At 64.8% G+C, this 22,260-nt stretch carries 15 protein-coding genes and 1 pseudogene; 4 read left to right on the top strand and 12 right to left on the bottom strand.

Annotated elements, in window-relative coordinates; all coding sequences use genetic code 11:
* Positions 1-55 precede the first annotated feature (55 nt).
* Positions 56-1,840, bottom strand: coding sequence for a thiamine pyrophosphate-dependent enzyme (locus VGI62_RS12535; RefSeq protein ID WP_331504829.1), 1,785 nt, complete (start codon positions 1,838-1,840; stop codon positions 56-58).
* 163 nt (positions 1,841-2,003) lie between these two features.
* Between VGI62_RS12535 and VGI62_RS12530 the strand changes: the two genes are divergently transcribed.
* Entirely contained in the window at positions 2,004-2,540 is a 537-nt protein-coding gene (locus VGI62_RS12530) for an NTP transferase domain-containing protein (RefSeq protein ID WP_331504828.1), read from the top strand.
* Here the strand turns inward: VGI62_RS12530 and VGI62_RS12525 are convergent.
* Complete coding sequence (locus VGI62_RS12525) at positions 2,537-3,025, bottom strand: nitrate reductase associated protein (protein ID WP_331504827.1); 489 nt, start codon at positions 3,023-3,025, stop codon at positions 2,537-2,539. The two genes, VGI62_RS12530 and VGI62_RS12525, sit on opposite strands and share 4 nt — an antisense overlap.
* 1 nt (position 3,026) lies before the next feature.
* Positions 3,027-5,429 (bottom strand): FdhF/YdeP family oxidoreductase, encoded by a 2,403-nt coding sequence (locus VGI62_RS12520; RefSeq protein WP_331504826.1) that lies wholly within the window; start codon positions 5,427-5,429, stop codon positions 3,027-3,029.
* A 109-nt stretch (positions 5,430-5,538) separates the two neighbouring features.
* Between VGI62_RS12520 and fdhD the strand changes: the two genes are divergently transcribed.
* Complete coding sequence (gene fdhD / locus VGI62_RS12515) at positions 5,539-6,363, top strand: formate dehydrogenase accessory sulfurtransferase FdhD (RefSeq protein WP_331504825.1); 825 nt, start codon at positions 5,539-5,541, stop codon at positions 6,361-6,363.
* 212 nt (positions 6,364-6,575) lie between these two features.
* On the opposite strand, the gene VGI62_RS12510 is transcribed toward fdhD, so the two are convergent.
* The 8 genes and pseudogenes from VGI62_RS12510 to VGI62_RS12475 form a co-directional block, all read right to left on the bottom strand.
* Positions 6,576-7,634, bottom strand: a complete 1,059-nt coding sequence (locus tag VGI62_RS12510; RefSeq protein WP_331504824.1) for a PAS domain S-box protein — start codon at positions 7,632-7,634, stop codon at positions 6,576-6,578.
* A gap of 562 nt (positions 7,635-8,196) precedes the next feature.
* A pseudogene (locus VGI62_RS12505) lies at positions 8,197-8,468 on the bottom strand (IS110 family transposase); the annotation flags it as partial.
* A gap of 36 nt (positions 8,469-8,504) precedes the next feature.
* Positions 8,505-9,527 (bottom strand): AraC family transcriptional regulator, encoded by a 1,023-nt coding sequence (locus VGI62_RS12500; RefSeq protein ID WP_331504823.1) that lies wholly within the window; start codon positions 9,525-9,527, stop codon positions 8,505-8,507.
* Positions 9,528-10,414: 887 nt separating this feature from the next.
* Positions 10,415-10,672, bottom strand: coding sequence for a fimbrial protein (locus VGI62_RS12495; protein WP_331504822.1), 258 nt, complete (start codon positions 10,670-10,672; stop codon positions 10,415-10,417).
* Positions 10,673-10,925: 253 nt separating this feature from the next.
* Positions 10,926-11,912 (bottom strand): fimbrial protein, encoded by a 987-nt coding sequence (locus VGI62_RS12490; RefSeq protein WP_331504821.1) that lies wholly within the window; start codon positions 11,910-11,912, stop codon positions 10,926-10,928.
* Between the two features lie 200 nt (positions 11,913-12,112).
* Positions 12,113-16,189 (bottom strand): fimbria/pilus outer membrane usher protein, encoded by a 4,077-nt coding sequence (locus VGI62_RS12485; protein ID WP_331504820.1) that lies wholly within the window; start codon positions 16,187-16,189, stop codon positions 12,113-12,115.
* A 511-nt stretch (positions 16,190-16,700) separates the two neighbouring features.
* A complete protein-coding gene (locus VGI62_RS12480; RefSeq protein ID WP_331504819.1) occupies positions 16,701-17,420 on the bottom strand; it encodes a fimbrial biogenesis chaperone in 720 nt (239 codons plus the stop codon).
* A gap of 148 nt (positions 17,421-17,568) precedes the next feature.
* A complete protein-coding gene (locus tag VGI62_RS12475; protein WP_331504818.1) occupies positions 17,569-18,120 on the bottom strand; it encodes a fimbrial protein in 552 nt (183 codons plus the stop codon).
* Between the two features lie 855 nt (positions 18,121-18,975).
* Between VGI62_RS12475 and VGI62_RS12470 the strand changes: the two genes are divergently transcribed.
* The gene (locus VGI62_RS12470) at positions 18,976-20,436 is read left to right on the top strand and encodes a DUF2252 domain-containing protein (protein WP_331504817.1); all 1,461 of its coding nucleotides are present in this window, start codon (positions 18,976-18,978) and stop codon (positions 20,434-20,436) included.
* A gap of 119 nt (positions 20,437-20,555) precedes the next feature.
* The gene (locus VGI62_RS12465; RefSeq protein WP_331504816.1) at positions 20,556-21,773 is read left to right on the top strand and encodes a hypothetical protein; all 1,218 of its coding nucleotides are present in this window, start codon (positions 20,556-20,558) and stop codon (positions 21,771-21,773) included.
* A gap of 326 nt (positions 21,774-22,099) precedes the next feature.
* Here VGI62_RS12465 and VGI62_RS22445 read toward each other — a convergent pair whose 3' ends face one another.
* Complete coding sequence (locus VGI62_RS22445) at positions 22,100-22,252, bottom strand: PEPxxWA-CTERM sorting domain-containing protein (RefSeq protein ID WP_414695688.1); 153 nt, start codon at positions 22,250-22,252, stop codon at positions 22,100-22,102.
* Between the last annotated feature and the right edge of the window lie 8 nt (positions 22,253-22,260).

Raw genomic sequence — 22,260 nt, 5'->3', positions numbered from 1 at the left:
CCCGGACCGGGCGAGAACGGCCAATCGTCATGGCCGCCCCCAAGCCGTCCAACGCTCAGGGCTTGAGGGACGTGCGGGCCGGTTCCTGGCCCAGCGCCTGCGTGATCTCGGCGGCATGCGGCGTCCCTGCCGCCAGCGCCTTTTCGAGCTTCTCCATATATTCGGGCCGCCGCTTGGGCGGCAGCATCGGCTCGTCGGGGTCGACCACCGCGTCGACCAGCGCAGGTCCCTCGTGGGCCAGGGCCTCGTCCAGCACCCGCGCGCAGTCGTTGGGATCTTCGATGCGCCAGGCCTTCACCCCCATGGCCTGCGCGACCTTGGCGAAGTCGATCGGCTGCAGGTCGCAGGCGAATTCCGGATTGCCCAGGAACAGCATCTGCTCCCACTTGATCTGGCCAAGCGTGCCGTTGTTCAACACGATCACCTTCACCGGGAGCCGGTAGCGCGCGCAGGTGGCCAATTCGGCCAGACTCATGGACAGCCCGCCATCGCCGACCACGGCCACCACTGGGCGCCCAGGGAACGCTAAGGCCGCAGCGATCGCGTAGGGCACGCCGCCGCCCATGGACGCCAGGGTGCCCGACACGCCGAAGGCTTGTCCCTGGCGGATCTGCACATATTGGGCCGTGAGGCCGGTGTTGTGGCCGCAGTCGGCCGCGATCACGGCGTGATCTGGCAGCCGCCGGTTCAGGTCGCGGACCACCCGTTGCGGCTTCATCGGAACGTCGCTGCGGTCCGCGCCCGTGTCGAGGGCCTCCAGCCACTCCTGTTTCCACGCCTGCGCCCGGGCCAGGAACCCGCGCTCGGCGAGATCCGGCAGATGCGGCGTGAGCGCCTGCAGGCAGGCCGCGGCGTCGCCCACCAGGGCGGCGTCGACCGGATAGCGCAGGCCGATCCGCGCGGGATCGACGTCGATCTGCACCACCTTCGCCTGCCCGGGCTCCGGGTAGTACTCGACATACGGAAAGCCGGACCCGACGATCAGCAGGGTGTCGCAGGCGTCCATGGCCAACTGCGAGGGGCGCGCTCCGAGGTAGCCCACCCCGCCGGTAACGTAGGGATGGTCGTCGGGGACCACAGCCTTGCCGAGCAAGGCCTTGGCGATCGGCGCGCCGAGCCGCTCGGCCACCCGCAGAAGGTCCTCCTCAGCGCCGAACGCCCCCTGGCCGGCAAGGATCAGCACGCGGCGGCCCGCCTTGAGAATCTCCGCCGCAGCGCCGACGGCCTCAGGGTCGGGCGCGTGCGGGCTCTCGGCATAGGCTTTGGTCGGACGGGCCTTGTTGCGCGGCGAACGCTTGTCGGCCGACAAGGTCTGTTCTTGGACGTCGACCGGCACCGCCAGGTGGGTGACCCCGCGGCGCGCCAACGCGGTGCGGCAGGCGAGCGCCACCGCGCCTTCGACCTGCGCCGCGCCGGTGATCGCCGCGGCGTGCTCGGCGACATCGTTGAAAAGCCGAACGTGGTCGATGTCCTGCTGCGTGCTGGTCTGGGCGAGATCGTGGTACGGCAGGCCGGTGATCGCCAGGACCGGCGCACGGTCGAACTTGGCGTCGTAGAGTCCGTTGAGCAGATGGACCCCGCCGGGGCCCGTCGTCGCCAGGCAGCAGCCGATCCTGCCCGTCCACTTGGCGTAGGCGCAGGCCATAAAGGCGGCGGCCTCCTCGTGCCGCGCCTGAATGAAACGGATCTTTGCCTGTCGCGTCCGCAGCGCTTCCATAATCCCGTTGATGCCGTCCCCCGGCAGACCGAACACCGTGTCGATTCCCCAGTCGATCAGGCTGTCGATCAGCAGGTCGGCGGCGGTCGGGTCGGGTTTGGGCTTCGCGGCGGCGTCGTCCATCGGGCTCTCCTATCGGCTTGGCAACCGCTTGCCGCGAGACCCGTTCCGCACCCCTGTGCATTAAGATGAGAATGTGTCCGGGCGCGGCTGGACAGCCCGCCATCGCGGCGACCGGCGCTGTGCGCAGGGCTCGTCGCGAAGGCTTTAGGCAGGAGGTAAATCCTTGGGTCTCGGCGTGGCGATCCTGACGGGCGGCGCATCGTCCCGCATGGGTGAGGACAAGGCCGCCGCGGAATGGCACGGCCAACGCGCGGTGGATCGGGTCGCCGCGCTTGCCGAGAGCCTGCGGCCGATCGCCGTGCTCACCGTTGGCCACACCGACTACGGCCTGCCGTTCGTGGCCGACGCGCAGCCCTTGGCGGGTCCGGTCGGCGGTGTTCTGGCCGGCGCCGCGGCGCTCGCTGCGCTGGGCTGCGACCGCATGCTGGTCCTGGCCGTGGACGCCCCAACGCTCCGGACGGCGGACCTCGCACCGTTGATCGCCGCCGAACCGCCTGGGGCGGCGTATGCACGGTTTCCCCTGCCTCTGGTGGTCCAGATCGCCCGGCTGCCGCCCGAGGCCGAGGCCGGCTGGCCCTTGCGCCGCCTGGTGGAGGCCAGCGGCCTGTCGCACGTTTCCTGCCCGCCCGCGGTGGCGCTGCGCGTTCGGGGCGCCAACACGCCGAGCGAGCGCGTCGCGCTGTTCCGCTCGGCGCCCTAGGCGACCGCCGATATCGGCGCGGCGTCGATCAGACCGAATTCCCGCATCGCCGGGACGAAATTGACATTGTCATGGTTGTCGCGGCTGAGCTTCAGCAGCACGAAGCGTTGCAGCTCGGTGAGCCGGCGCCAATCGGCGTCGGAAGGCGGTTGGACCTTTCGGCTGTGCGCGAAGGCGAGAACCTGCGCGGGGGTCGCCTCCGATTCCTCCCACGGCACCAGCCCCTCGCTCCCGAGGAGCTTGGCCACATCGCCGGTGCGCACCGCGATGAGGTTCACGAGACGCTCCCGATAGGCCTCCACCTCCCGCAGCGACCCGCAAGGGGCCAAGAGCAGGGTCTGTCGCTCGTCCCGGGTGAAGCGGCTCCACTGGCGGAGGGTCAGCTTGATGCCGCAGGCGTCCAGCTTGAAGCGCACCGCCATCGGCACGCAGCGCAAGGTGACCACGAAGTCGTTCTCAAAGGCGTAGAGGGCGGTGTCGTTCATCTCAAGCGGTCTCGCGACTCGGGGTTTTCGAGATCCGCACCGGCGTCGCCTTGTAGGCGGGGGTGTGGGCCTTCTTGTCGTGATGGCCCAGCGGCACCAGCGGATTGGCTTCGGGGTAGTAGGCGCCGATACAGCCCGGCGGGATGTTGTAGGGGACCACCCGAAACCCGTTCACCCGGCGCTCGACCTCGGCCTCGATCACCGTGGTCAGGTCGATCAGGTCGTCCTTCTCGACGCCAAGCCGCGCCATATCGGTGGGGTTCATAAACACCACCATCCGGGTGCCCTTCACGCCGCGGAAGCGGTCCACATCGCTGTAGACGGTGGTGTTGAACTGGCCGTTGCTGCGCAGGGTGATGAGCTGCAGGGTGTCGGGCGCGTTGAAGCTCTCCACATCCCCCGCGAACAGCTGGGTGGGCGGGATGAAGTTGGCCTTGCCGCTGCGGGTCGCCCACTTGCGCTCCCGAGCCCCCAGCGGCCGGGTCAGGCCACCGGGCTGGAACATCTTCTCGTTCAGTCCCTTGAACGTCGCCGGCCAGGTCTTCTCGATGGCGTCGCGGATCGTGGCGTAGTCATCGATCCAGGCGTCCCAGGGGACCTTGGGATTAGGCTCGAGGGTCGCCTTCGCGATGCCCGCGATGATTGCGGGCTCAGATTTCAGGTGCGGGCTGGCCGGCTTCACCTGACCGTTCGAGCCATGGAAGTGCGCCAGGCTGCTTTCCATTGAAACCGCCTGGGGTCCGGTCGCCTGCTGATCGATCTCGATCCGCCCGAGGCACGGCAGCAGATAGGCCACTTCGCCGTGCGCCACATGGCTCCGGTTCAGCTTCGTTGCGATCGCCACTGTCAGCCGCAGCTTGCGCCACGCCGCCTCGACCCGCGGCAGGTCCGGCGCGGCGCGGGAGAAGTTGCCGCCGAGCGCGACAAAGGCCTTCACCTCGCCGGAAATCATCTTCTCGCAGGTCTTCACCGTGGTCAGGCCCTCGTGACGCGGCGGCGCGAAGCCATAGAGCTCCTGCAGCTTGTCGAGCGGCGCCAATTCCGGCTTTTCGGTGATCCCGACGGTGCGCTGCCCCTGAACGTTGGAGTGGCCGCGCACCGAACAGACGCCGGCGCCCGGCTTGCCGATGTTGCCGCGCAACAGCAGCAGGTTGACCACCATCTGCACGTTCTCGACGCCGGCCACGTGCTGGGTCAGGCCCATGCCGTAGATGCCCATCACCGCGTTGGCCTCGGCGTAGGTCCTGGCCAGGCCCTCGATGTCGAGGCGGCTGAGGCCGGAGACCATCTCGATGTCGCTCCAGGCGGTCCCGCGGCAGTAGGCCGCGAACGCCTCGAACCCCGCCGTGTGGTGCGCGATGAAGTCATGGTCGAGCATGCGGCGGTTCTCCTTCCCCGCCGCCGCCGCCTTCACCGAGAAGCCGGCGTCATTGGTCGTCTCCGCCAGCAGCTTGTCGCGGTAGGTGACATGCGCCTCACCGTCAGCAGCCAGAACGTCGTCCCACTCGATCAGCGCCTTGCAGACCCCCGTCAGCAACGCGATGTCGCCGCCGTTGCGCACCTGCAGGATCTCGTCGGCGATCTCCGTCTCCTTCGGCGTCAACATCTCGAGCGGTTTTTGGGGGTTCCTGAAGCGCTCAAGCCCCCGCTCGCGGAGCGGGTTGACCCCGATGATCTTGGCGCCCCGCTGGGCCGCGCTCTGCAGCTGGTGGAGGATGCGGGGCGACGAAGTTCCGGGGTTGTGCCCCATGTAGAGCAACAGGTCCGCCATCTCGAAGTCCTGCAGCGTAACGGTCCCGACCGAGACGCCGATGCTTTCCGGCAGGGCCACTGATGTGCTCTCGTGGCACATGTTCGAGCTGTCCGGCAGGTTGTTGGTGCCGTACATCCGCGCCAGCAGCTGGTAGAGGTAGCTGGCCTCCAGGCTCGCCCGGCCGCTGGTGTAGAAGACCGTGGCGTCGGGGTTCGCGCTAAGGGCTTTCAGCTCCCGCCCGATCCCTTCGAAAGCTTCCTCCCAACTGATCGGGACATATCTGTCGCTGGCCGCATCCCAGCACATCGGCCGGGTCAGGCGCCCGGCCTTCTCCAACTCATGGTCGGACCAGCTCTCCAGCTCCTTCAGGGTGTGTTTGGCGAAGAAGGCGTCACCCGCGCGATGCCGCGTGATCTCCCAGGCGGTCGCCTTTACGCCGTTCTCGCACACCTCCAGGGGGTGCGGCTCGGCCGGCTTCCCCCACGCGCAGCTGACGCACATGAAGCCGTCGGGCTTGTTCTGCCTGGTTATCAGGTCGAGGTCGGCCGGAATCCCCTCCCGCGCCAGGATGTCGGCGACGGAGAACGCGGACCCGTAGCCGCCGGCCGGACCGGGGTAAGGGTGGATCTGGCCTTTATGCGATTTCGTCATAGGCGTTTTCCGCGGCGTGCGCCTTGGCGGAACGCCAAGGCGGACCGATGCGATGCATCGATCGCGGCGTAAGCGCGCTAAGCTGAAAACCGCTCCCCTCGGAACCGTCATGTCCGTCGAATCCATGCAGCCGGTCTCTCGTCTCCGCTGGCGCGTCGCGGACGGCGCGGAAGTCGAACCCCGCCTGGCCGCCGAAGAGGCGCCGATCGCTTTGGTCCACCAGGCGACGACCACCGCGGTGATGATGGCGACGCCGGCGGACCTTGAGGACCTGGGCCTAGGGTTCTCCCTTTCCGAAGGCATTGTCGGTTCGCCCGCTGACATTCAGGACGTGGAAGTCCACCATGGCGCCGACGGCGTCGAAGTCCGGCTTTGGCTCTCCGGCGACTGCTCCGAGCAACTCGCCGCGCGGCGCCGCCACCTTGCGGGACCGACCGGCTGTGGGCTCTGCGGCGTCGAAAGCCTGGCAGCGGCGGCCAAGCCCGCCCGCCCGATCCCGGCCACCGACTTCAAGGTGTCGCCTGCCGCGCTACTGGACGCCATGGCCGGGCTTGATGGGGCTCAGCCGCTCGGGCGCGCCACCCGTGCGGCCCATGCCGCCGCGCTCTGGCGACCTGACGGCGAGCTCGTCGTCCGCGAGGATGTCGGACGCCATAACGCCCTCGACAAGCTGATCGGCGCAACCTGCCGGCGCGGCGGCGGCGCGCGCGGCGTACTGCTGCTCACCAGCCGCGTGTCGGTGGAAATGGTCCAGAAGGCCGCGGTGCTGGGCGCGCCGGTCATCTGCGCCGTTTCCGCCCCGACAGCGCTCGCGGTGCGGACGGCGCAGGCCGCCGGCCTCACCCTGGTGGGCGTGGCGCGCGCCGACGGCTTCGAGGTGTTCACCCACCCCGATCGCATCGACCTACCGGCGGAGATGCGCGCCGGCCTCTGACGGGGCCCCCGCCGGCAGGGAAGCAAAAGACCAACGCGGAGGCGGAAGTGGATGCTGGGCTGCCGCCAAGCTTTCCGCGACCAGGCAGGGATGGTTTCGTCCTGGCGCACGCCGCGCGCGACGATTCTGCAGTCTGCCGTCCGGCGCCGACGGCGATTGAACCGGCCCGCGAGCACGGGCCGTCTGAGGGTCGCCCCTGAAGGCGGCGCGCCCTAGCCTGTCGTCGCGGCGGACGCCTTCGGCGCCGTGAGGAATTCGAAACGGCACAGCATGCCGTCGGGTCCGAAGACAACATCGGTCCTGCCTTCGCGCTCGCGGGACACCGCGGAGCGGACGACGCGATCGCCAAAGCCTTGGCGGGTCGGCGGGGACAGGATCTTGGGACCGCCGCGCTCCTCCCACTCGATCCGCACCCGGTCGGCTTCGCGGCCCGGCTCGACCGACCAGGTCAGGGACACGCGGCCCTTGGGGACCTTCAGGGCGCCATACTTGAGCGCATTGGTCGCCAGCTCGTGCGTGGCCAGCGCCAAGGCGCCCGAGGTGTGTTCGGGAAGGGGCAGGGGCGGACCGTCGAGCGTGATCGGCGAGGCCTTGGACGGGTCGAGGAAGGGCTGAAGCACGTTTTCCACCACTTGCCGCAGATCAGCGTGGCGGTCCGAAGCGGACATCACGAGCTCGCCGGTGGAGAGCAGGGCGTGCACCCGCCCGAGGAAACGCGCCACGAAGGCTTTCACGCCGGGGTCGTCGTCCGGCTGCGACTGGCGGGCCAGCCCGTCGATGACGGCGGCCAGATTTTTGACCCGGTGCTGCATCTCGCCCAGCATCAGGCTCTGCTGTTCGAGAACTCTCCGCCGGTCGGTGACGTCGCGCGCGATCTTCGAGGCGCCGACCACCCGTCCGGTGGAATCCCGGATCGGCGATACCGTGAGCGATATGTCCACCAGGCTGCCGTCCTTGCGGCGGCGGACCGTCTCAAAGTGGTCGATCCGCTCGCCTCTGTGAAGGCGCGCCAGGATCGAAGGCTCCTCGTCCAGCCGGTCGGCCGGGATCAGAAGGGTGACGGACTGGCCCACCGCTTCTTCAGCCGTGTAGCCAAAGAGTTGTTCCGCGCCGCGGTTCCAGCTGGTGATGACGCCGTCAAGATTCTTCGAAAGGATCGCGTCGCCGGAGGACTCCACGATCGCGGCGAGATGCTGACGGAGTTCCTCAAGGGCTTGCGCCGCTTCGACCCCGTCGTGAGCACCCCAAGGTGCTATGGGTATTTCGGGCATCGGACTTCCAACAAACCGGCAGGGCGCGAGACGTCGAAGTCTAGGTTCCACCCCCCGGTCGGTCAAACGACCGGGCCGCTCCGCAGGCCAGGCAATCCCGGGCCCTGGTTCGGCAATCTGCAGTGGCGCAAGCTCGGCGCCCGAACGGGCCGAACGCAAGACAGCGCTGGCATTCGTCGTCTCCGGTACTTTTCCCGTTATGTGTGCGCCCGACAGCGGATTTCCAACTCGGACGCTACCCATGTGAGCGGCGAAGTGAGAACCAGGGTGGCCAATTTCACCCGCGGACCTCACCGTATTTCCGAGCTGCAGTAAGACAATCTGCGAGACCATTCTCCGTCACCAGAGTCCTGGTATCCGCAGAAGCTCATGCCCAGGCGGCTCGCCATCGTCGTCTGGTTCAGTCCGGCTCAGGCCGCTGCTCTTCAGAAATGCGCGTAGGGCAGGCCAGGGCTGGCTCGCGGATGTCCACGTTGCCCCGGCCAATTGCACAGCCGGAAGGTAAACGGGGTCTTCGAACGTCGGTAATCGGGTCGATTGGGTCGATAAACTCGGCGGTTGGGATCGCGGGACTGTCTAACGGGACGGGCAAGCCGATCGAACTCGCGGCGGTCTCATGGATGTCGCCGATCAGCTGGGTCTTGGCGACCTTGCGGCCGAGCACGGGCCAAGCCGCTTCGAGGAAGGCCGCCTTCGAGAACGCTGTAATGCTGGCTGGGGTCGGAAACGCTCGAGGAAGGCGAAGAGCCAGTCGGTGCGGGAGCCGCGGCGGAAGCCCTCGATCTCCGGGAAGTACAGCGGCAGATAGTGCGTCAAGCGACGATGGGCGACGTCTTCCGCTACGGTCGTTCGGAGCGATGATTGCCGGTTTCAGCACATCTTCCGATATTCAGAGGGCCGAAAGCCCGTGCGCTGACCAAAGACTTTGGTGAAATGCGCTTGATCGGTGAAGCCACAAGCAATGGCTATTTCCGAGATTGGCAGTTTGCCCTCAGCCAAAAGCTGCTTTCCTTTTTCCAAGCGCACCTGAATTAAATATTGGTAGGGCGTCATACCCTTTGATGCCTTGAAGCGGCTCGAAAAGGCAGTGACACTGACACCGCAAAGAGATGCCAGATCACTGATGCGCACGTCCTGCGCCAGATTCGACTCAAGGTAATCTTGCATGAGCGCGATTTGGCGCCTGCTGAGGCCCTCCAGCATGGGCCTGAAATCACCCCGCTCGACCGGCTCAAGGGCGTATTTTTCCAGGAGATCAGCGCACAGGGCTCGCGAGAGATAGTCCATCTTCAACGGCGACGCATTGTCCGTTTCCGCCAGGGATCGTTTAATAGCGCGCAACAGATAACCCAATTCCGCATCAGTCTTGTTGAAGAGCGGGTTCAACAACACATTGCGCATTGTCTTCTGGGCAATCTCCGACGCGACTTCGTCGATCAAGGCAGGATTGACGAATACGTGCAACAGGTCGGTCTGCCGGCCGAGTTGGATGCTTTTGTTGGTGCCAGGGGAAACGATATAGATCGAGTGGCGTGCGACCTCCCCCTCTTCATCCTTGCCGTCCAGCCGCCTTTGGACAAACGAGTCGTCGAGGGACATCGAGACCCAGAACGTCGACGTAACGCCGTATTGTGTGTTGTGTGGAAGCTCGCTGGTGCGAGCAGCAAAAACATCCGACCAGCCAAGCGCCCGGCTGTCGACTACCGGTGCGATGCAGTCCGACACATAAAGGGTCTTCCTTGTCACATCGTCGATGGTCGGCGCCGCGACGCCCCGGGGCGGCTGGCTATGCGCATACGGCCGCCGCGGAGCGGCTGCCAACGCCGCTTCCATGGTGCCGGCACGAAGGAACGAAGGCTCCTGATCGGCGAGACCGGAATTGTTGTCGGTCATGCTTCCTCCTGCACCCCAAATGACTGCCGCCCCCCTGCCATCCTTGATTGGAGCAATTAGGGCAAACTGGTGGTGACGAAGCGGGCGCCAATGTCGCGGGGGCGCCCGCCGTGAGGTGCGATGTGCGCAACGCTATCAAGGCCAGGGCAGGACGGCGCCAGACAGCCGGAAAGTCATTCGGGCCAACCCCCTTTTCTTGCTTCAGCCATTCAAGCGCTAGGCGAGAGAATTGTCGTGCTGTTTGGTAGATTCGTAAAGTCTCTATCCTGATCTATGAGAAACGTTTGTCGAAATATACAAACTATTACCTTATTCTACAAACCTGACCTCGCTAAACAACTTTCAGTCCATGGTGCATGGACTCGCTGTCTAGTCGTTCGTCGACCGACTGTCTCATGAAGACCAGGCCAGTCCAACGTGGCAGCGAGACGCGCGCAGCCTGAAGTCGGGGGCGGAGCCGAGCGTGCATGGCGAAGGTCGCGACGCGCCTTTGACGGCTTCGCGTGGCCGACGACGCCATCAGTTGCCGCTCCGAGCGGCTCGAATGGAAGGCCTGCAGCAACACGCCCGCGGCAGCATCGCCGGCGGGAGCGAGGGCCGCCCCATCCCCGAATAGAGAGTGCAGTGAATTACGGGAAATCCGCCCCGCCACGGAGCTCCTCAAGAGCCTGCTAGCGCAGCGCGGGCGGCATGGCGTTGCTGGTAGCTCATGGTGAAGGTGGCAAGCCCGTTCACGACGCCCGGGGTAGGGGAATTGCTCCTCGAGTAGTATTGCGCGGTCAATGGAATGCTGGCCGCACTTGCCACGGGGCCGACGAACCATTGGTTGGGGTTGCCGGGGGCGGACGAATCCGGTCCGAAACTGGTCGACGACCCGTCCGATCGTTTCAGGATGCGCAGGCTACGCCGGTGGCCGTAGAGCCGGAGGCGGGTGAAAGCACGTCGGTTACGTTGGCGGGGGCGGTCGCGTCGGTGAAGGTGACGTAGACGTCTCCGCCCCCGGTCGACGGGCAGGACAGGCCGATCTCGAAGGATCTGTTCCCGGCCGTGGCGCCTACGGCGTTCAGTTGCGATACGGGGACATCGGGCAAAGTCACGTTGAGCGCGGTCGTGGTCACGGCGCAGGTGGCTGGAAGAACAGTCAATTTAGGCAATCCCGACACTGTTGCGATCGCGTTCCGGCGGTGCGGTTCAGGTTCGGGGCCGGCCGCGCGGGCCGGACACGGTTGACGGTGATCTCCGCACCCTCAAATCGAGGATGCCCGCCGGTGGCAGGAGAGAACGAAACCTTCCGCATCGCCCCTTCGGCCGCTTCATCCGCCGCACAGGGGCTAACGGCGTCCCCGGAGGAACCCTTCGCCCGTGCGCGATCGAACGAGGGCCTGGGGGTTACCAACTTTAATTGTAGCTGATCGTAAAAATGGCGACGCCATTGGCCGAACCGGGCTTCGCCACAGGTAAAGTCCTGATATAGCGAGCGGTTAATGGGATCGTGAACGTGCCGTTACCGGCTGATCCGGCAAACCATTGGCTCGCATCACCACCGATCACATCGGGAGCGAGCCCGTAATGGACAGGCACGCCACCATTCAGCACCTGAATGCCGACACCGGCGGCGGTCGAAGTTGGGGTCAATGACAGAATATCTGACGTGTTACCTGGACTGGTTTGATCTGTAAGTGTCACGTAGACGCTGGTAACCAGGCTGGGAGCACCGCCCGAACATTCTAGATCGATGCTGAAGGACTTCTCCGGAGACGTTGTGTCCATCCCAGTGAGGGTGCTTAACGCAACGGCACCGAGAGGAACCTCTATCGGCGATGCGGTCACTGCACACGTTGGTATGGGAGCAACGACAATGCTGGTCGTCCATAAGTGTTCTGCGATGACTACACCGCCGTCTGTCACCCAGTTGGCGAATAGACCAGACAGTACCCCGCTACCGCTAATGGGACCTGTCTTGACAAGTTCCACGGTCATCGACGCACCCGTAATAAGACTGGTTGTGTTGTTTACTTTACAGGATACCGGCCAATAAGCGGTACTGCAGATACCGTCGACGTAATCGAATTTCATTCTTAGCGCGATACCCGGGATTCCAGAATCATACAGGTTGCCGCCCGTCGGATTTGGCATGACGACAGCGCCGGTGCCGGCATAAACCATCGTGTAGCTTCCCCGCGCGCAGGGTCCGGCAAGAGTTGTGGGCCAGGTAACCGTAATACTGGTAAGCACCGAACCTACGGCTTTGCTGGGATCGACACGAAGTTCTGCTGGACCTGAAGCGTATAGAATTTCAGGGCAAGCCGCCCGACTGATGGAGGGTGTCGAACATAACAAAATGACAGAGCCAATATAGGCGAGAATCTGGGTCAGGTTTTTCATCATTTGGCTCGCGATTTATTTCGGCGCGCAATCCCAGCTGTCATGAGCCCCCGCGGAACACCGGAAGACAAAGTCGCTACTTCAACCCCAACTGCCAAGGCGATTGCAGATACCACATATCTCGCGCGAACTTACTATTACCATTTGTTGTCAATGATATACTATCTCACCTTGCGTCTATTCTCTCCCACGACCTTCCGTCATTTGGTTGTTTGCTGCGAACTCGTCGTGGCGCCCATCGCATGCGCGTCTACCTGGGTGTCAGATTGAGGCGGGTTGCCCGGAGCCTTGCTCGCGCTGGCCTCGCCCAGCGTGCAAACGGCGCCGATCTGAGGGTAAGTCGTCTGGTCCTTGCTCTTCGCGGGCAATTCATAAGCAAATGCGCAGCGCTCTTCGGCGCCTTCGCCCCATCTGACGGCAAGCGTGCCTCGGTCGGCCAGGCCGCTTGCGAAGATCCGGCCGTCCTGGCCCGCCAGGCCGATGCTCCCGCCCTTCGCGTCCTGGACCTCGGCGCCGAACGGCACGGCCTGTCCGTTCGGCAACTTCGCCGAGATCACCGCAGTGCGTCCCGCGGCCGTTGGGAAGCGGACCATGACCACGGAATTCGCCCTCGGCGCCACCTGCTGGCTGGTGGAGGCGAGTTGGACGTCCAGCGACATGCCCTTCGGGTCGATATCGACCGTGTTCATTCTGTAGGGCGTCAGATAGGGGATGACCGCATACCCGTGGCCGTCGATCCGCACGCCGGACGAATTGGTGATGCGCGCGCCGGCAGCGTCCTTGGCCTCGACGACAGCGACCGTATCGCCCAGATCGTTGGCGAACGAGAGCCCTCCGGGATGCAGGACGATCGCACCGGATGTGCGCCCCGAGAATTGCGTATAGTTCGGCCCCGCGCTCGCGCTGGCGGAGAGCGTGGCGTATGGGCTCCGATACTGCCCGTTCACGCCGCCCGACGTGCCGCCGCCGGGTGAATTGTTGAGGTTCAGTCCATAGTTGAATTGATTGTCAACGCCGAGCGTGCCGCTCAGCACGCCCTGTTCGGACGTTCCGCTTGCCCTGTCGTGAGTCACGCTTGTGTTGAGCATCGGTGCATGCGCTCCGCGTCCCAACGCCATCGACAGGCCGAACGTGACCCGATTGTCCATCTGGCCGCTCATGCCGTCTCGCTCACGAGACGCTGCTATGTTGTAGGAGACGTTCGACTTGGCGAAGCGCAGCGTATTGTTGTAGCCGACCTGGAATTGTGTGGTGGAGCCAGGGCGGTTCCAATAGTCGAGCACCGACGCGGCAGCGTAGAGACTGCCAAAAGTGCGACCGAAGTTCTGGTTCACACTCAACTGGATCTGATTGCGTTGACGGGCCGCAGCGTTGGGACTGTTCCCTGCCAAGGCAGCGGCGTTTGCCAGCGCCGCGTCGCGCAATGCCCAGTATCCGCTGGACGAATACCGGTAAGCCACGACCGAGAAGTTGGTCTTCGTCGAGGGCACCAGCTTGCTGTACGAGACACGCAAACTCTGACCGGCTGTTGCCGAGAGACCGGTGATGCTGGCCTTGGCCTGGGTCAGATCGACGGCGAAGGCGCCAAGGTTCGTGTTGAGCGCCACCCCGACCAGGCCGGCCAGATAGTCGGGCGTCGCGGCGAGGCCGGCGTAGCCCGTAAACGCGTTGGTGAAACCGTGTTGCACCGTCGCCTGAAGCACCGCCGGATGCTGAGGGAGCTGCGCATCGCGCAACTCGCCGGCCGCGACGCTGAAGCGGGTCACGCCCGGACGCAACAACTGCACAAGCGAAGCGTAAGGCACGGTGAAGCTGCGCTGACTTCCATTGGCCTCGGTGACCGTCACCAACAGGTTGCCGCCGTACCCTGTCGGATAAAGGTCGTTGATCTCAAACGGGCCGGGCGCCACCGTCGTCTCGTAGAGCTTGTTGCCGTTCTGCGTCACCGTCACCCGGGCGTTGCTGTCGGCCACCCCGCGGATCAGCGGGGCGTAGCCCCGCTGCGAATCCGGCAGCATCCGATCGTCCGTGGCGAGCTGAACGCCGCGGATCCCGATGCTGTCGAAGACCATACCGTCGGTGAACGACTCCCCGAGTGTGAGCTGGCTACGGATCGATGGCAGGTCGTGTTGGACGTAGGTTGAGATGTCCTGGAAGTTCACCGCGCCGTTCGGTTGATAGGAGAGGGCGGAATTGTGCCTGAAGTGCCAGCCGCCTAGATTGGCGCCGGCGTTCAGCCCCAGGTAGGCGCTGGTGCTGGCCTCGCCGGCGGCGTCCTGGCGCGTGGCGTTCAGATTGTAGCCCAACGTGGCCGAGGGAACGCCCTCGTCCAGGAATTCCGGAGGCACGTAGCCGCGTGGGGTGCGCAGCAGCATCGCCTGCGGGATACTCAGATCCAGACGCAGCTCCGAAAGGTCGAAGGTTTCGGACGCCCCGGCGACGACCTGCGCCAGGCTTAGGCACTCGCCCTCGGCGAGCTTCGCGATGTCGGCCCCGCCCCTGTTGGACAGGGCTGTGAAATCGAGCGGCAGGCGGCGGAGCAGGGCCTTGTCGTAGCAGGGCGTAGCACTGGCTTGGCTGGTCGCCGCTTCAAAGCGGATCTCGGTGCGGCCGGTCCAGGCGCCGTTGACGTACACGTCGACACGATAGCTACCGGCAGGCGTTGGATTGCCGTGCTCGAAGCGCGACACGTCGATGCTCCGCCCGCCCGCCGGTCGCATCAGCAATTCGCTATTGAACGCGACAGCGGTTCCTGCGTCGACGCTAGCCGCCCCATTCGTAGCGGTCCCCCCGCGGTCCGGCGCCGAGGGCTGGCGATCCCCCGATGTGCGGGCGAGCGGGCTGGACGTCGACATGGCGAGTTGCATGTCCTGGCGGCTGGTTTCGGTCCCCACCCCTTCTGTGCTCGTCGCTGCAGGAAGTCGGTTTGTGGAGATGACTTCGGGGAATAGGGTTTCGGCGATGTCCTCCGCGGAAAGGTTCGCGCGCTCCCGCCTGGAAACGCCGGCAAGTTGCAATGCGGTGTTTAGAATCGCCCGCTGAAGGATCCGGTCGTCGGCTGACACGAGTTGCCGAGCCAGATCGCTGCGCGACATTTGCGCGAGCCTCTCCGGTGTAAAGCCGGCCTCGAGTAACACCTCCTGATCCGCGGCCAATGTCGCGCGCTGATCCGCGTCCACCGAAGTCGTCGGCGTCTCCCGGAAGGACGACGCGAGAGAGGACGGCCTTCCACCGATCGCGGGACCCGCAGTACGGTCGGGGTCCGTTGCTGGCTGACGCGTCGTGTCGGCCAGGGCGAATTGGCGAGTTGGAATCGCGGGCTCTTCGGCTGCCGGCGCTATGGTCGCCTCGACGACCCGGCCTGGCCGGCGGGCGGCGGCGGACTGACCCCGATCCAAACCGTTGCGCACCTCCGCGGCTATCTCGTGGATGCGTTGGATCGAGGCGGCGATGTCTTCATCGGCCGACGGTTTCGGGATGGCTCCGCCTGCCGGGGCGCGCGCCTCGCCCAGGCTGGATATCGAGTCTGCGGCGCTTTGGCTCCGATCGCTTGGTTCTGCTGCGAGGTTGGTGCGTGCGAATTCCGGCTCATGGAGCTCGAGCTCCGACGCCGGTTCTGCGTCGCCGCCTTCGCTGTGCGCCAAAGTCGCCGGAACCTGCCGCGGGCCTGCGGGCGCGCCTGACACCCCGCCAGAAGCAGCTTCCGGGAATCGTGCGCTGGCCAGGAATCCGGCCCCCGCTCCGAACTGTTCGAGCTGCGTGCGCGACGCCTTGTCGGGCGCACCAGCTTCTATCTGCTGGACCGTCGTCGGGCCGGCCGGCGCGCGGATGATGGGGAGCGGCTGAAGGTCCGCCACAACAATTTTCTGTTGCACCGAGGCGGCTTGGTCCGGTGCGAGCACCGTCTGCGCAAGCCCCTCTGTCGAGGTCGTCCACGGGTGCGCGGCGTTGGATGTGCTGATCATCTCCGTCAGCTGTTCGTACGGTTGGGTCGCCTCGCCCGCAGCGCCGTCGGACTTCAGGCCCGAACGGTCACTGAGGGGCGTGACGTCTCCGAGGGCGACAACCGGAGCGGCGGACGTTCGCGGTTCGGCGATACCTTCCGGGGCGAGCGCGGGCCCCGGCGCCGCGGCGAAGGACGGCGTCGGAGCGATCGCGGCGGCCGAGACGGCTGCCAGGGATGCGGCCGCCGAGCCTGCATCGTCTTCTGCGCCGTCCGCCAGTGGGACCGACTGAGCGGGCTGAGCCGTGGGATGGACTAGCGTCTTCTCCGCCACGGCCAAATGAGTCTCAGACGCGTCCGAACGATCAGCCGCAGTCGAGAGGTCCCCGCGGGAAGCTTCGTGGCGATCGGCGGCTTCGGCGAGCGGGTCCGCCCGGTGAACGGAGACTGCGTCTGAAATGGAGGCGTCAGATTGGGCAACCGTTCCGACCGCCGAAGTCCGCGCCGGAGGCTTCGTGACGCCGGGTGGTCGCGCCGGCTCCCCAATCGCAACCGACGCCGTACGTCCTCCGATCACCGATGCGCCAAGGCTGATGACCGCCACGCCGCCAAGCAGCAAGCCGCGCCGCTTACGCTCATGCATGATTGCCCTCTATCGTGCCGTCGGGGACGGCGGTGAGGACGACTTCGAGCCGAGCGGCAGGCGGGCGTGTTTCCCCCGCCACCAGGATGGCGAATGCGTCGGTCGATCCGCTGAATTTGGAGGCGGGCCAGATCACCGCGATCCTCATCCCGGCGGCGCCGCGTGGGCGCCGAGGGCCGGGAAGGCCCGGCCAAAAGGCGCCTCAGCCGCAGACATTTTGGCTGCTTCCGAGACCGGCCGTGCCAGAGACCGCAGCGCCATAGTCGTTGAGGAATGTGTAGTCGATCTGGGTTGGCCCGGTTGGACGGCGCGGGCCTTTCTGTGCGTTCAAGACTGCAGCCGCGCGGGGATCGACCATCGCCCCCCTATCGTTCGCCCAGGTTCTGTCGCCTTCGCTGATGACGATCTTCGTCAGCGTCACGTGATAAGGCGTAGGATTGGTCGCTTCGACGCCGCACTGTCCATCGGCCTGGCGCACGAGGCGCCAGGCGATTTTCGCCGGGGCGTCTTCGGCCGCGCCCGGCAGGCCCGCCGGGCGGAAGAAGAACTTGATGCGCGAACGAAACGCAAACTGCATGTGATTCGACGAGGCCCCTTCTTCAAGCTTCGCCTTCGGTGGGATCTCCAGCACGTTGAGCCAGAAGAGCGACTCCCTGTCCCGGGGCAGCGGATCGCGCGTGTAGATCAGACGCAGGCTCTGGCCCTTGTTTGCGTCGAGACGGAACAGGGGAGGGGCCAGCGTGAACGGCGCCTTGGAGACGTCTGGACCGTCCTTCGGGTCGCCTGCGTCAATCCAGGCCTGCACCAGCGACGGCGTATCGCCGTGATTGGTGACCTTGACCGTCACTTCCCGATCCTTTTCCGAATAGATCACGCGGGTGCCGCCAATAACGACGCCGGCGCAGGCAGTGCCTGAAGCCACCGAGACAGATACGGCCGCCGCGGCTAAGAGCAGAACTTTTCTGGTGACCATCTAGTTGAGGCGCGCTGTCTCGCCATTAAAGGCCGCCACTCAAGGCGAATTCTGGCCGGGGCGGCACCCCGGCCATGATTGACCGACGAACAGGCGTCTATTTGTAAATCAGAGAGTACGTGACGCTGGTCTCGACAGAGCCCGGCCCAGTCGGGCCCAGGGCGTAATATCGCGCGACGTAGTCCAGCGTCGCCTCACCGCCCACGATCTCCATATACGCCGCGTTCTGGCTCGCTGCATCCACCGCTCCGAGCTCAATCTTCCCGCCGTCAGCAGCATTGAGCAGTTGAACTTCGACATTCGTGGCGTCGCCGAGGGCGTTCACAAGGTTTCCGGTCTCATAGTCGACGGTCGGACCCGCCTCATAATAGACTGCGACGTTAGTCAAATCGCCGGTGCAACCGGACAGTTTGATCTGGTAGTGCGTGTCGCCGGTGACGTCCCCCTTCTTAGCGAGGGCATCGACCGACACTGTCGGCAAGTTGACTTGACCGTCTTTGCCCGTGCCGTTGACGCTGGGCTTGCAGGTGTTGTCGGTGAGCATGCCAGAGAAGTTGATGGTGCCGTCGGACGCGAACGAAGCCGTCGGCGCGGCGACCGCCCCGAACAGCGCGACGGCGAGCAAAGTTTTGCGGATATTCTGAATCAAGTGTTGGCTCCCTGCGATTGTTGCTCACCCGAGCTTGAGTGAGGCTGTGCTATCAGGAGCCAAGCGAGTTGGTCTTTGATGGAACCACAATATATTGTAAAATTGCCCGGTAATGCTGACCTCGCGGATTCGGACGAGCCTGACGCGCGAGAGCATCATCCAATTTCAAGCGTCTGGATCGCCACGGTGCTCACTCCTCCGATCATCCAACGGATGATAGGAGGCAAAACGGTCCAGGCCACACTCGAGCCAGATGCGATCGTCTTAACCCCGCCCGGGGAAGTTGTTGATACGATCGGCGCTATTGCCGCTCATGTTCTGTAACGGCATGCGTGCTCGGAGGAAAAGAGTCCGCCGGCGCCGGCGTGCTTCTGTCACCATCGCAACTCAGGAAAGAGGATGAACTTTTCCGCAATTCCCTGACCAACCACTTCACGTTCGGAGAGTTGGCTGCCTCCGCCGGCCTGAGCCGAACCACATTTTCAGCGCTTTACGCTGACGTTGGACCAAACGCCGAACCAGTATCACCAGAGCCTTCGGGTGGTACAGGCCCGGCAGCGACCTAACGGGAGCTACCCCCCGCCATGGCGCTGTGCGTCGAGCATGGATGGTCCAGGGGTAGCGTGGCCGTGACATCGGGTGGAGTACGGAGGCCGCACTCCTGTTCGATCCAGGCCCAGCTTGTGGTTCGCAACCGGCGCGAGGCTGGCGGCTCACCGGCGGCCGAAGCGCCGGTTCTCAGGTGTTTCCCGGATGGCGGAGCTCATGAATTCATTTGAAGCTTGAGGGCTGGCGAAGGTGACGGCGGCCGGAACCGACCGCCGAGCCGACGCCCCCGTCGGTGGAGAAAACTCGATGCCTGACGTCCTGGACGCGCCGCCCCCCGTCGCAAACCTGAACAAGGCGAAGCGTGCGGAGAGCAGGATCTCTACCGCAGCATCAGCGTCCGCGAATGCCGACAGCAAGCGCTCTCCGGAGGAGCGCGCGCAGGCCGGCAGGGCCTTGCGCTCCATGACCACACGCGAATCCCATGGGAAGTGGAAACGGCCGGAGGACCGGGCGAATCCGATCGATGTCCTTCGGTCAGCGGACGCGGGTCGGATACCGGAGCTGATTCCAATCCGATACGGTCGCATGCTGGCCTCACCGTTCACCTTTTTTCGTGGAGCTGCCGGCGTCATGGCAGCCGACTTGGCGCGAACGCCGGCGACCGGAATTCGAGTGCAGGTCTGCGGTGACTGTCATCTGCTGAACTTTGGCGGCTTCGCCACGCCTGAGCGAAACATCGTCTTCGATATCAACGATTTCGACGAGACCGCCCCTGGGCCGTGGGAATGGGACATCAAACGCCTGGCGGCTTCGTTTGTGCTGGCGGCGCGCTCGAACGGTCTCTCTGATGACAACGCACGCGACCTGGCCGCGACCTGCGCCCAGACCTACCGCAAACGGATGCGCGACTTCTCCCAAATGAGCCCGCTCGAGGTCTGGTACGCGCGCGTCACCGCTCAAGACGTCGCAAACGCCGTGCCGGCGTCAAGGCGGGGGAGAGTGAACGCCCGGATCGAGAAGGCGAGCGCCCGAGACGGATCGGAAATGGATTTTCCCAAGCTGGCCGGCATGGTCGGCGGCCAGGTCGCCATCCGCGACGCCCCGCCGTTGATTTTCCACCCCGAGCAAGCGCGCGAGCCCGGGTTCCAAGGGGTCATGGAACAGGCGTTCGGCGCCTATCGCGAGACGCTGACGGACGACCGGCGCGCTCTGTTGGACCGCTATCGGATTGTGGACGCCGCCATCAAGGTCGTGGGCATCGGCAGCGTCGGACGGCGATGCTGGATCTTGCTCCTGATGTCTTCGTCGAACGATCCGCTGTTCCTGCAATTCAAGGAAGCGGAAGCCTCGGTGCTCGAGCCGTACGCGGGCGAGAGCGTCTATCCTCACCACGGTCAGCGGGTCGTCGCCGGCCAGCGGCTGATGCAGCCGGTCTCGGACATGTTCCTGGGCTGGGTGACGGTGGAGGCGACCGGAAAACAGTACTATGTCCGGCAATTGCGCGACGCCAAGATCAAGCCGCTGGTCGAGACGTTCGACCGCGAACTGTTCTCGGTCTACGCCAAGGCCTGTGGCTGGGTTCTGGCTCGCGCGCACGCCAAGGCGGGCGATGCCGCGTCCATCGGCGGCTACTTGGGCTCAGGGGACGCGTTCGACGAAGCCATGGGCGCCTTTGGGGTCGCCTACGCCGATCAAACCGAGCGCGATCATGCCGCACTGAAGGCCGCGGTCCGGAAGGGCGACGTGGTCGCCTTCAGCGATGTGTAAGACCACTGCGATCGGCCGGTCGGTCGCGGCGCACGCTCAACCATCTGCCGACAGTTCGGCCAGCATGACGTTCTAGTGGCCAGTCGGGCCAGGTCTGAAACCCAAAGGGCGTTCGCGTGGTGCAAGACGAACCAATCGCGCCCGACTCCAGGACCCTGGATTTAAGCGCACTGTCCTTCTTCGAAGGTGGTCCGACCTATCGCCTGATGCAGCGGATCGGCGTCATCAAGGGCGCCGGACCCTCCGTCGCGCGCCGCAGCATAGCTGCGATCGCCGTCACCTGGCTGCCGCTGCTCCTGCTGTCAGCCCTCCATGGCGAGGCGATCGGACCCACGCCGAGGACGAGTTTTCTGTGGGACTTCGACTCGTATGCACGGTTTTTTCTCGCCGTTCCGCTGATCATCGCCGCTGAGAGCGTGGTCGGCCCGCGCCTGCGCAACGCCGCCCTTCGCTTCATCAACGGCGGGATCGTTGGCCCGGAGGACTATCCGGAATTCGCGGCCGCCGCTGAACGGGTCCGGACAAGGCGTGAGGCTCTACTACCGGAGCTTTTCATTTTCGCCGTCGTGATCTTCTTCGCCAGGTCGCTGAACGTTGAGCAATTGGCTGGACTACATGAGGCGGATTGGGGGACCACGGTGGTCAACGGTATTGAACACCGGACTCCGGCTGGGCTGTGGTATTTTTACGTCGCGCTGCCTTTGTTGCAGTTGTTCTTCATCCGCCTGTTCTGGCGCCTGATTATTTGGACCTTGTTCCTCTGGGACGTCTCACGGCTTCACCTCAACCTGCTGCCCACCCACACCGACATGTCCGCAGGTCTGGGATTCCTGGGGACCGCTCATGTCACCACCGTGATCATCCCCTTCGCCGTGGGCTGCGCCCTCAGCGCTGAATTGGCGTTCCGGGCCGTCTTCGAGGGCTTCGACCTCGTGGCGGCGAAGACCATGATCCCGGTGCTGGTGGCCTATGTGCTGTTCGTGGAAGTGGCGACCTATAGTCCCCTGCTGTTGTTCGTTCGGCCTTTGACCTTGGCCAAGCACGAGGCTTTGAGGAGCTACGGAATCCTCGTCCAGCAGCATAACCAGATGTTCCACGACAAATGGATTCAGGGGAAGAAGCAACCGGAAGAGATTATACTCGGCAATCCGGACGCCTCCTCACTCGTTGATCTCGGCTCTAGTTTTCTGGTGGTTCGACAAATGACCGTCTTCCCGGTGAGTCGGGCGCAGTTCATACAGACGGCGCTGATCAGCTGCCTCCCCGGGCTGCCGCTCGCGTTCTTGGTGCTGCCTTTCGACGAGGTGCTCAAACTGATCGCCGGCGTCCTCACCTAGGACTGGCCGATCAGGATGTCGCGCCGGCAACGATTTGCCGGCTTGAACCCGCTTTCAGCGGCCTGTTCGTCGCCGCCCAGTTCGCCTCTAGCAGCACGGCCCTTGTCCGGCTTGCGCCGCCAGCGACATCGAAGATCGACCATGCGACGCCGCCGCGGTTCAGCTTCGCGTTGCCGCCAAGCTCGAAATCGATCGCCGGAACGACCCCGGACGGCCCGTGGCTCACCACGCTGGCTGGATTGACCAAAGCATTCTCTGCTGGCCTAACGATGGTCGCGGACCTTTGTTTTTCTAAATGACGAAATTGTCGTTGTGCTCCCTGGCTTCTAAGCCGGGCGGCTGTGGAGACGCGCCCTGCGGCGAAGTGCTCCGCCGATCAGGCCAAAGCCCCCCATCATCAGGGCCCAGCTCGCCGGTTCCGGAACGGGTGTGGCCTTGAAGGTTGACGCATCCGGCGCAAAGTCGGCGAGTTCGGTTATGCCGCCGT

The sequence above is a fragment of the Phenylobacterium sp. genome, assembly GCF_036495085.1.
Classification (GTDB): Bacteria; Pseudomonadota; Alphaproteobacteria; order Caulobacterales; family Caulobacteraceae; genus Phenylobacterium.
The sequence above is the reverse complement of the archived record's forward strand: the minus strand, read 5'-3'. Positions and strand labels throughout refer to the sequence as shown.

Bases quoted from the DNA above. Each gene is read 5' to 3' on its own strand.
- VGI62_RS12520 (WP_331504826.1), bottom strand. From the start codon at position 5,429: ATGACGAAATCGCATAAAGGCCAGATCCACCCTTACCCCGGTCCGGCC.
- fdhD (WP_331504825.1), top strand. From the start codon at position 5,539: ATGTCCGTCGAATCCATGCAGCCGGTCTCTCGTCTCCGCTGGCGCGTC.
- VGI62_RS12525 (WP_331504827.1), bottom strand. From the start codon at position 3,025: ATGAACGACACCGCCCTCTACGCCTTTGAGAACGACTTCGTGGTCACC.
- VGI62_RS12535 (WP_331504829.1), bottom strand. From the start codon at position 1,840: ATGGACGACGCCGCCGCGAAGCCCAAACCCGACCCGACCGCCGCCGAC.
- VGI62_RS12490 (WP_331504821.1), bottom strand. From the start codon at position 11,912: ATGAAAAACCTGACCCAGATTCTCGCCTATATTGGCTCTGTCATTTTG.
- VGI62_RS12470 (WP_331504817.1), top strand. From the start codon at position 18,976: ATGCCTGACGTCCTGGACGCGCCGCCCCCCGTCGCAAACCTGAACAAG.
- VGI62_RS12500 (WP_331504823.1), bottom strand. From the start codon at position 9,527: ATGACCGACAACAATTCCGGTCTCGCCGATCAGGAGCCTTCGTTCCTT.
- VGI62_RS12510 (WP_331504824.1), bottom strand. From the start codon at position 7,634: ATGCCCGAAATACCCATAGCACCTTGGGGTGCTCACGACGGGGTCGAA.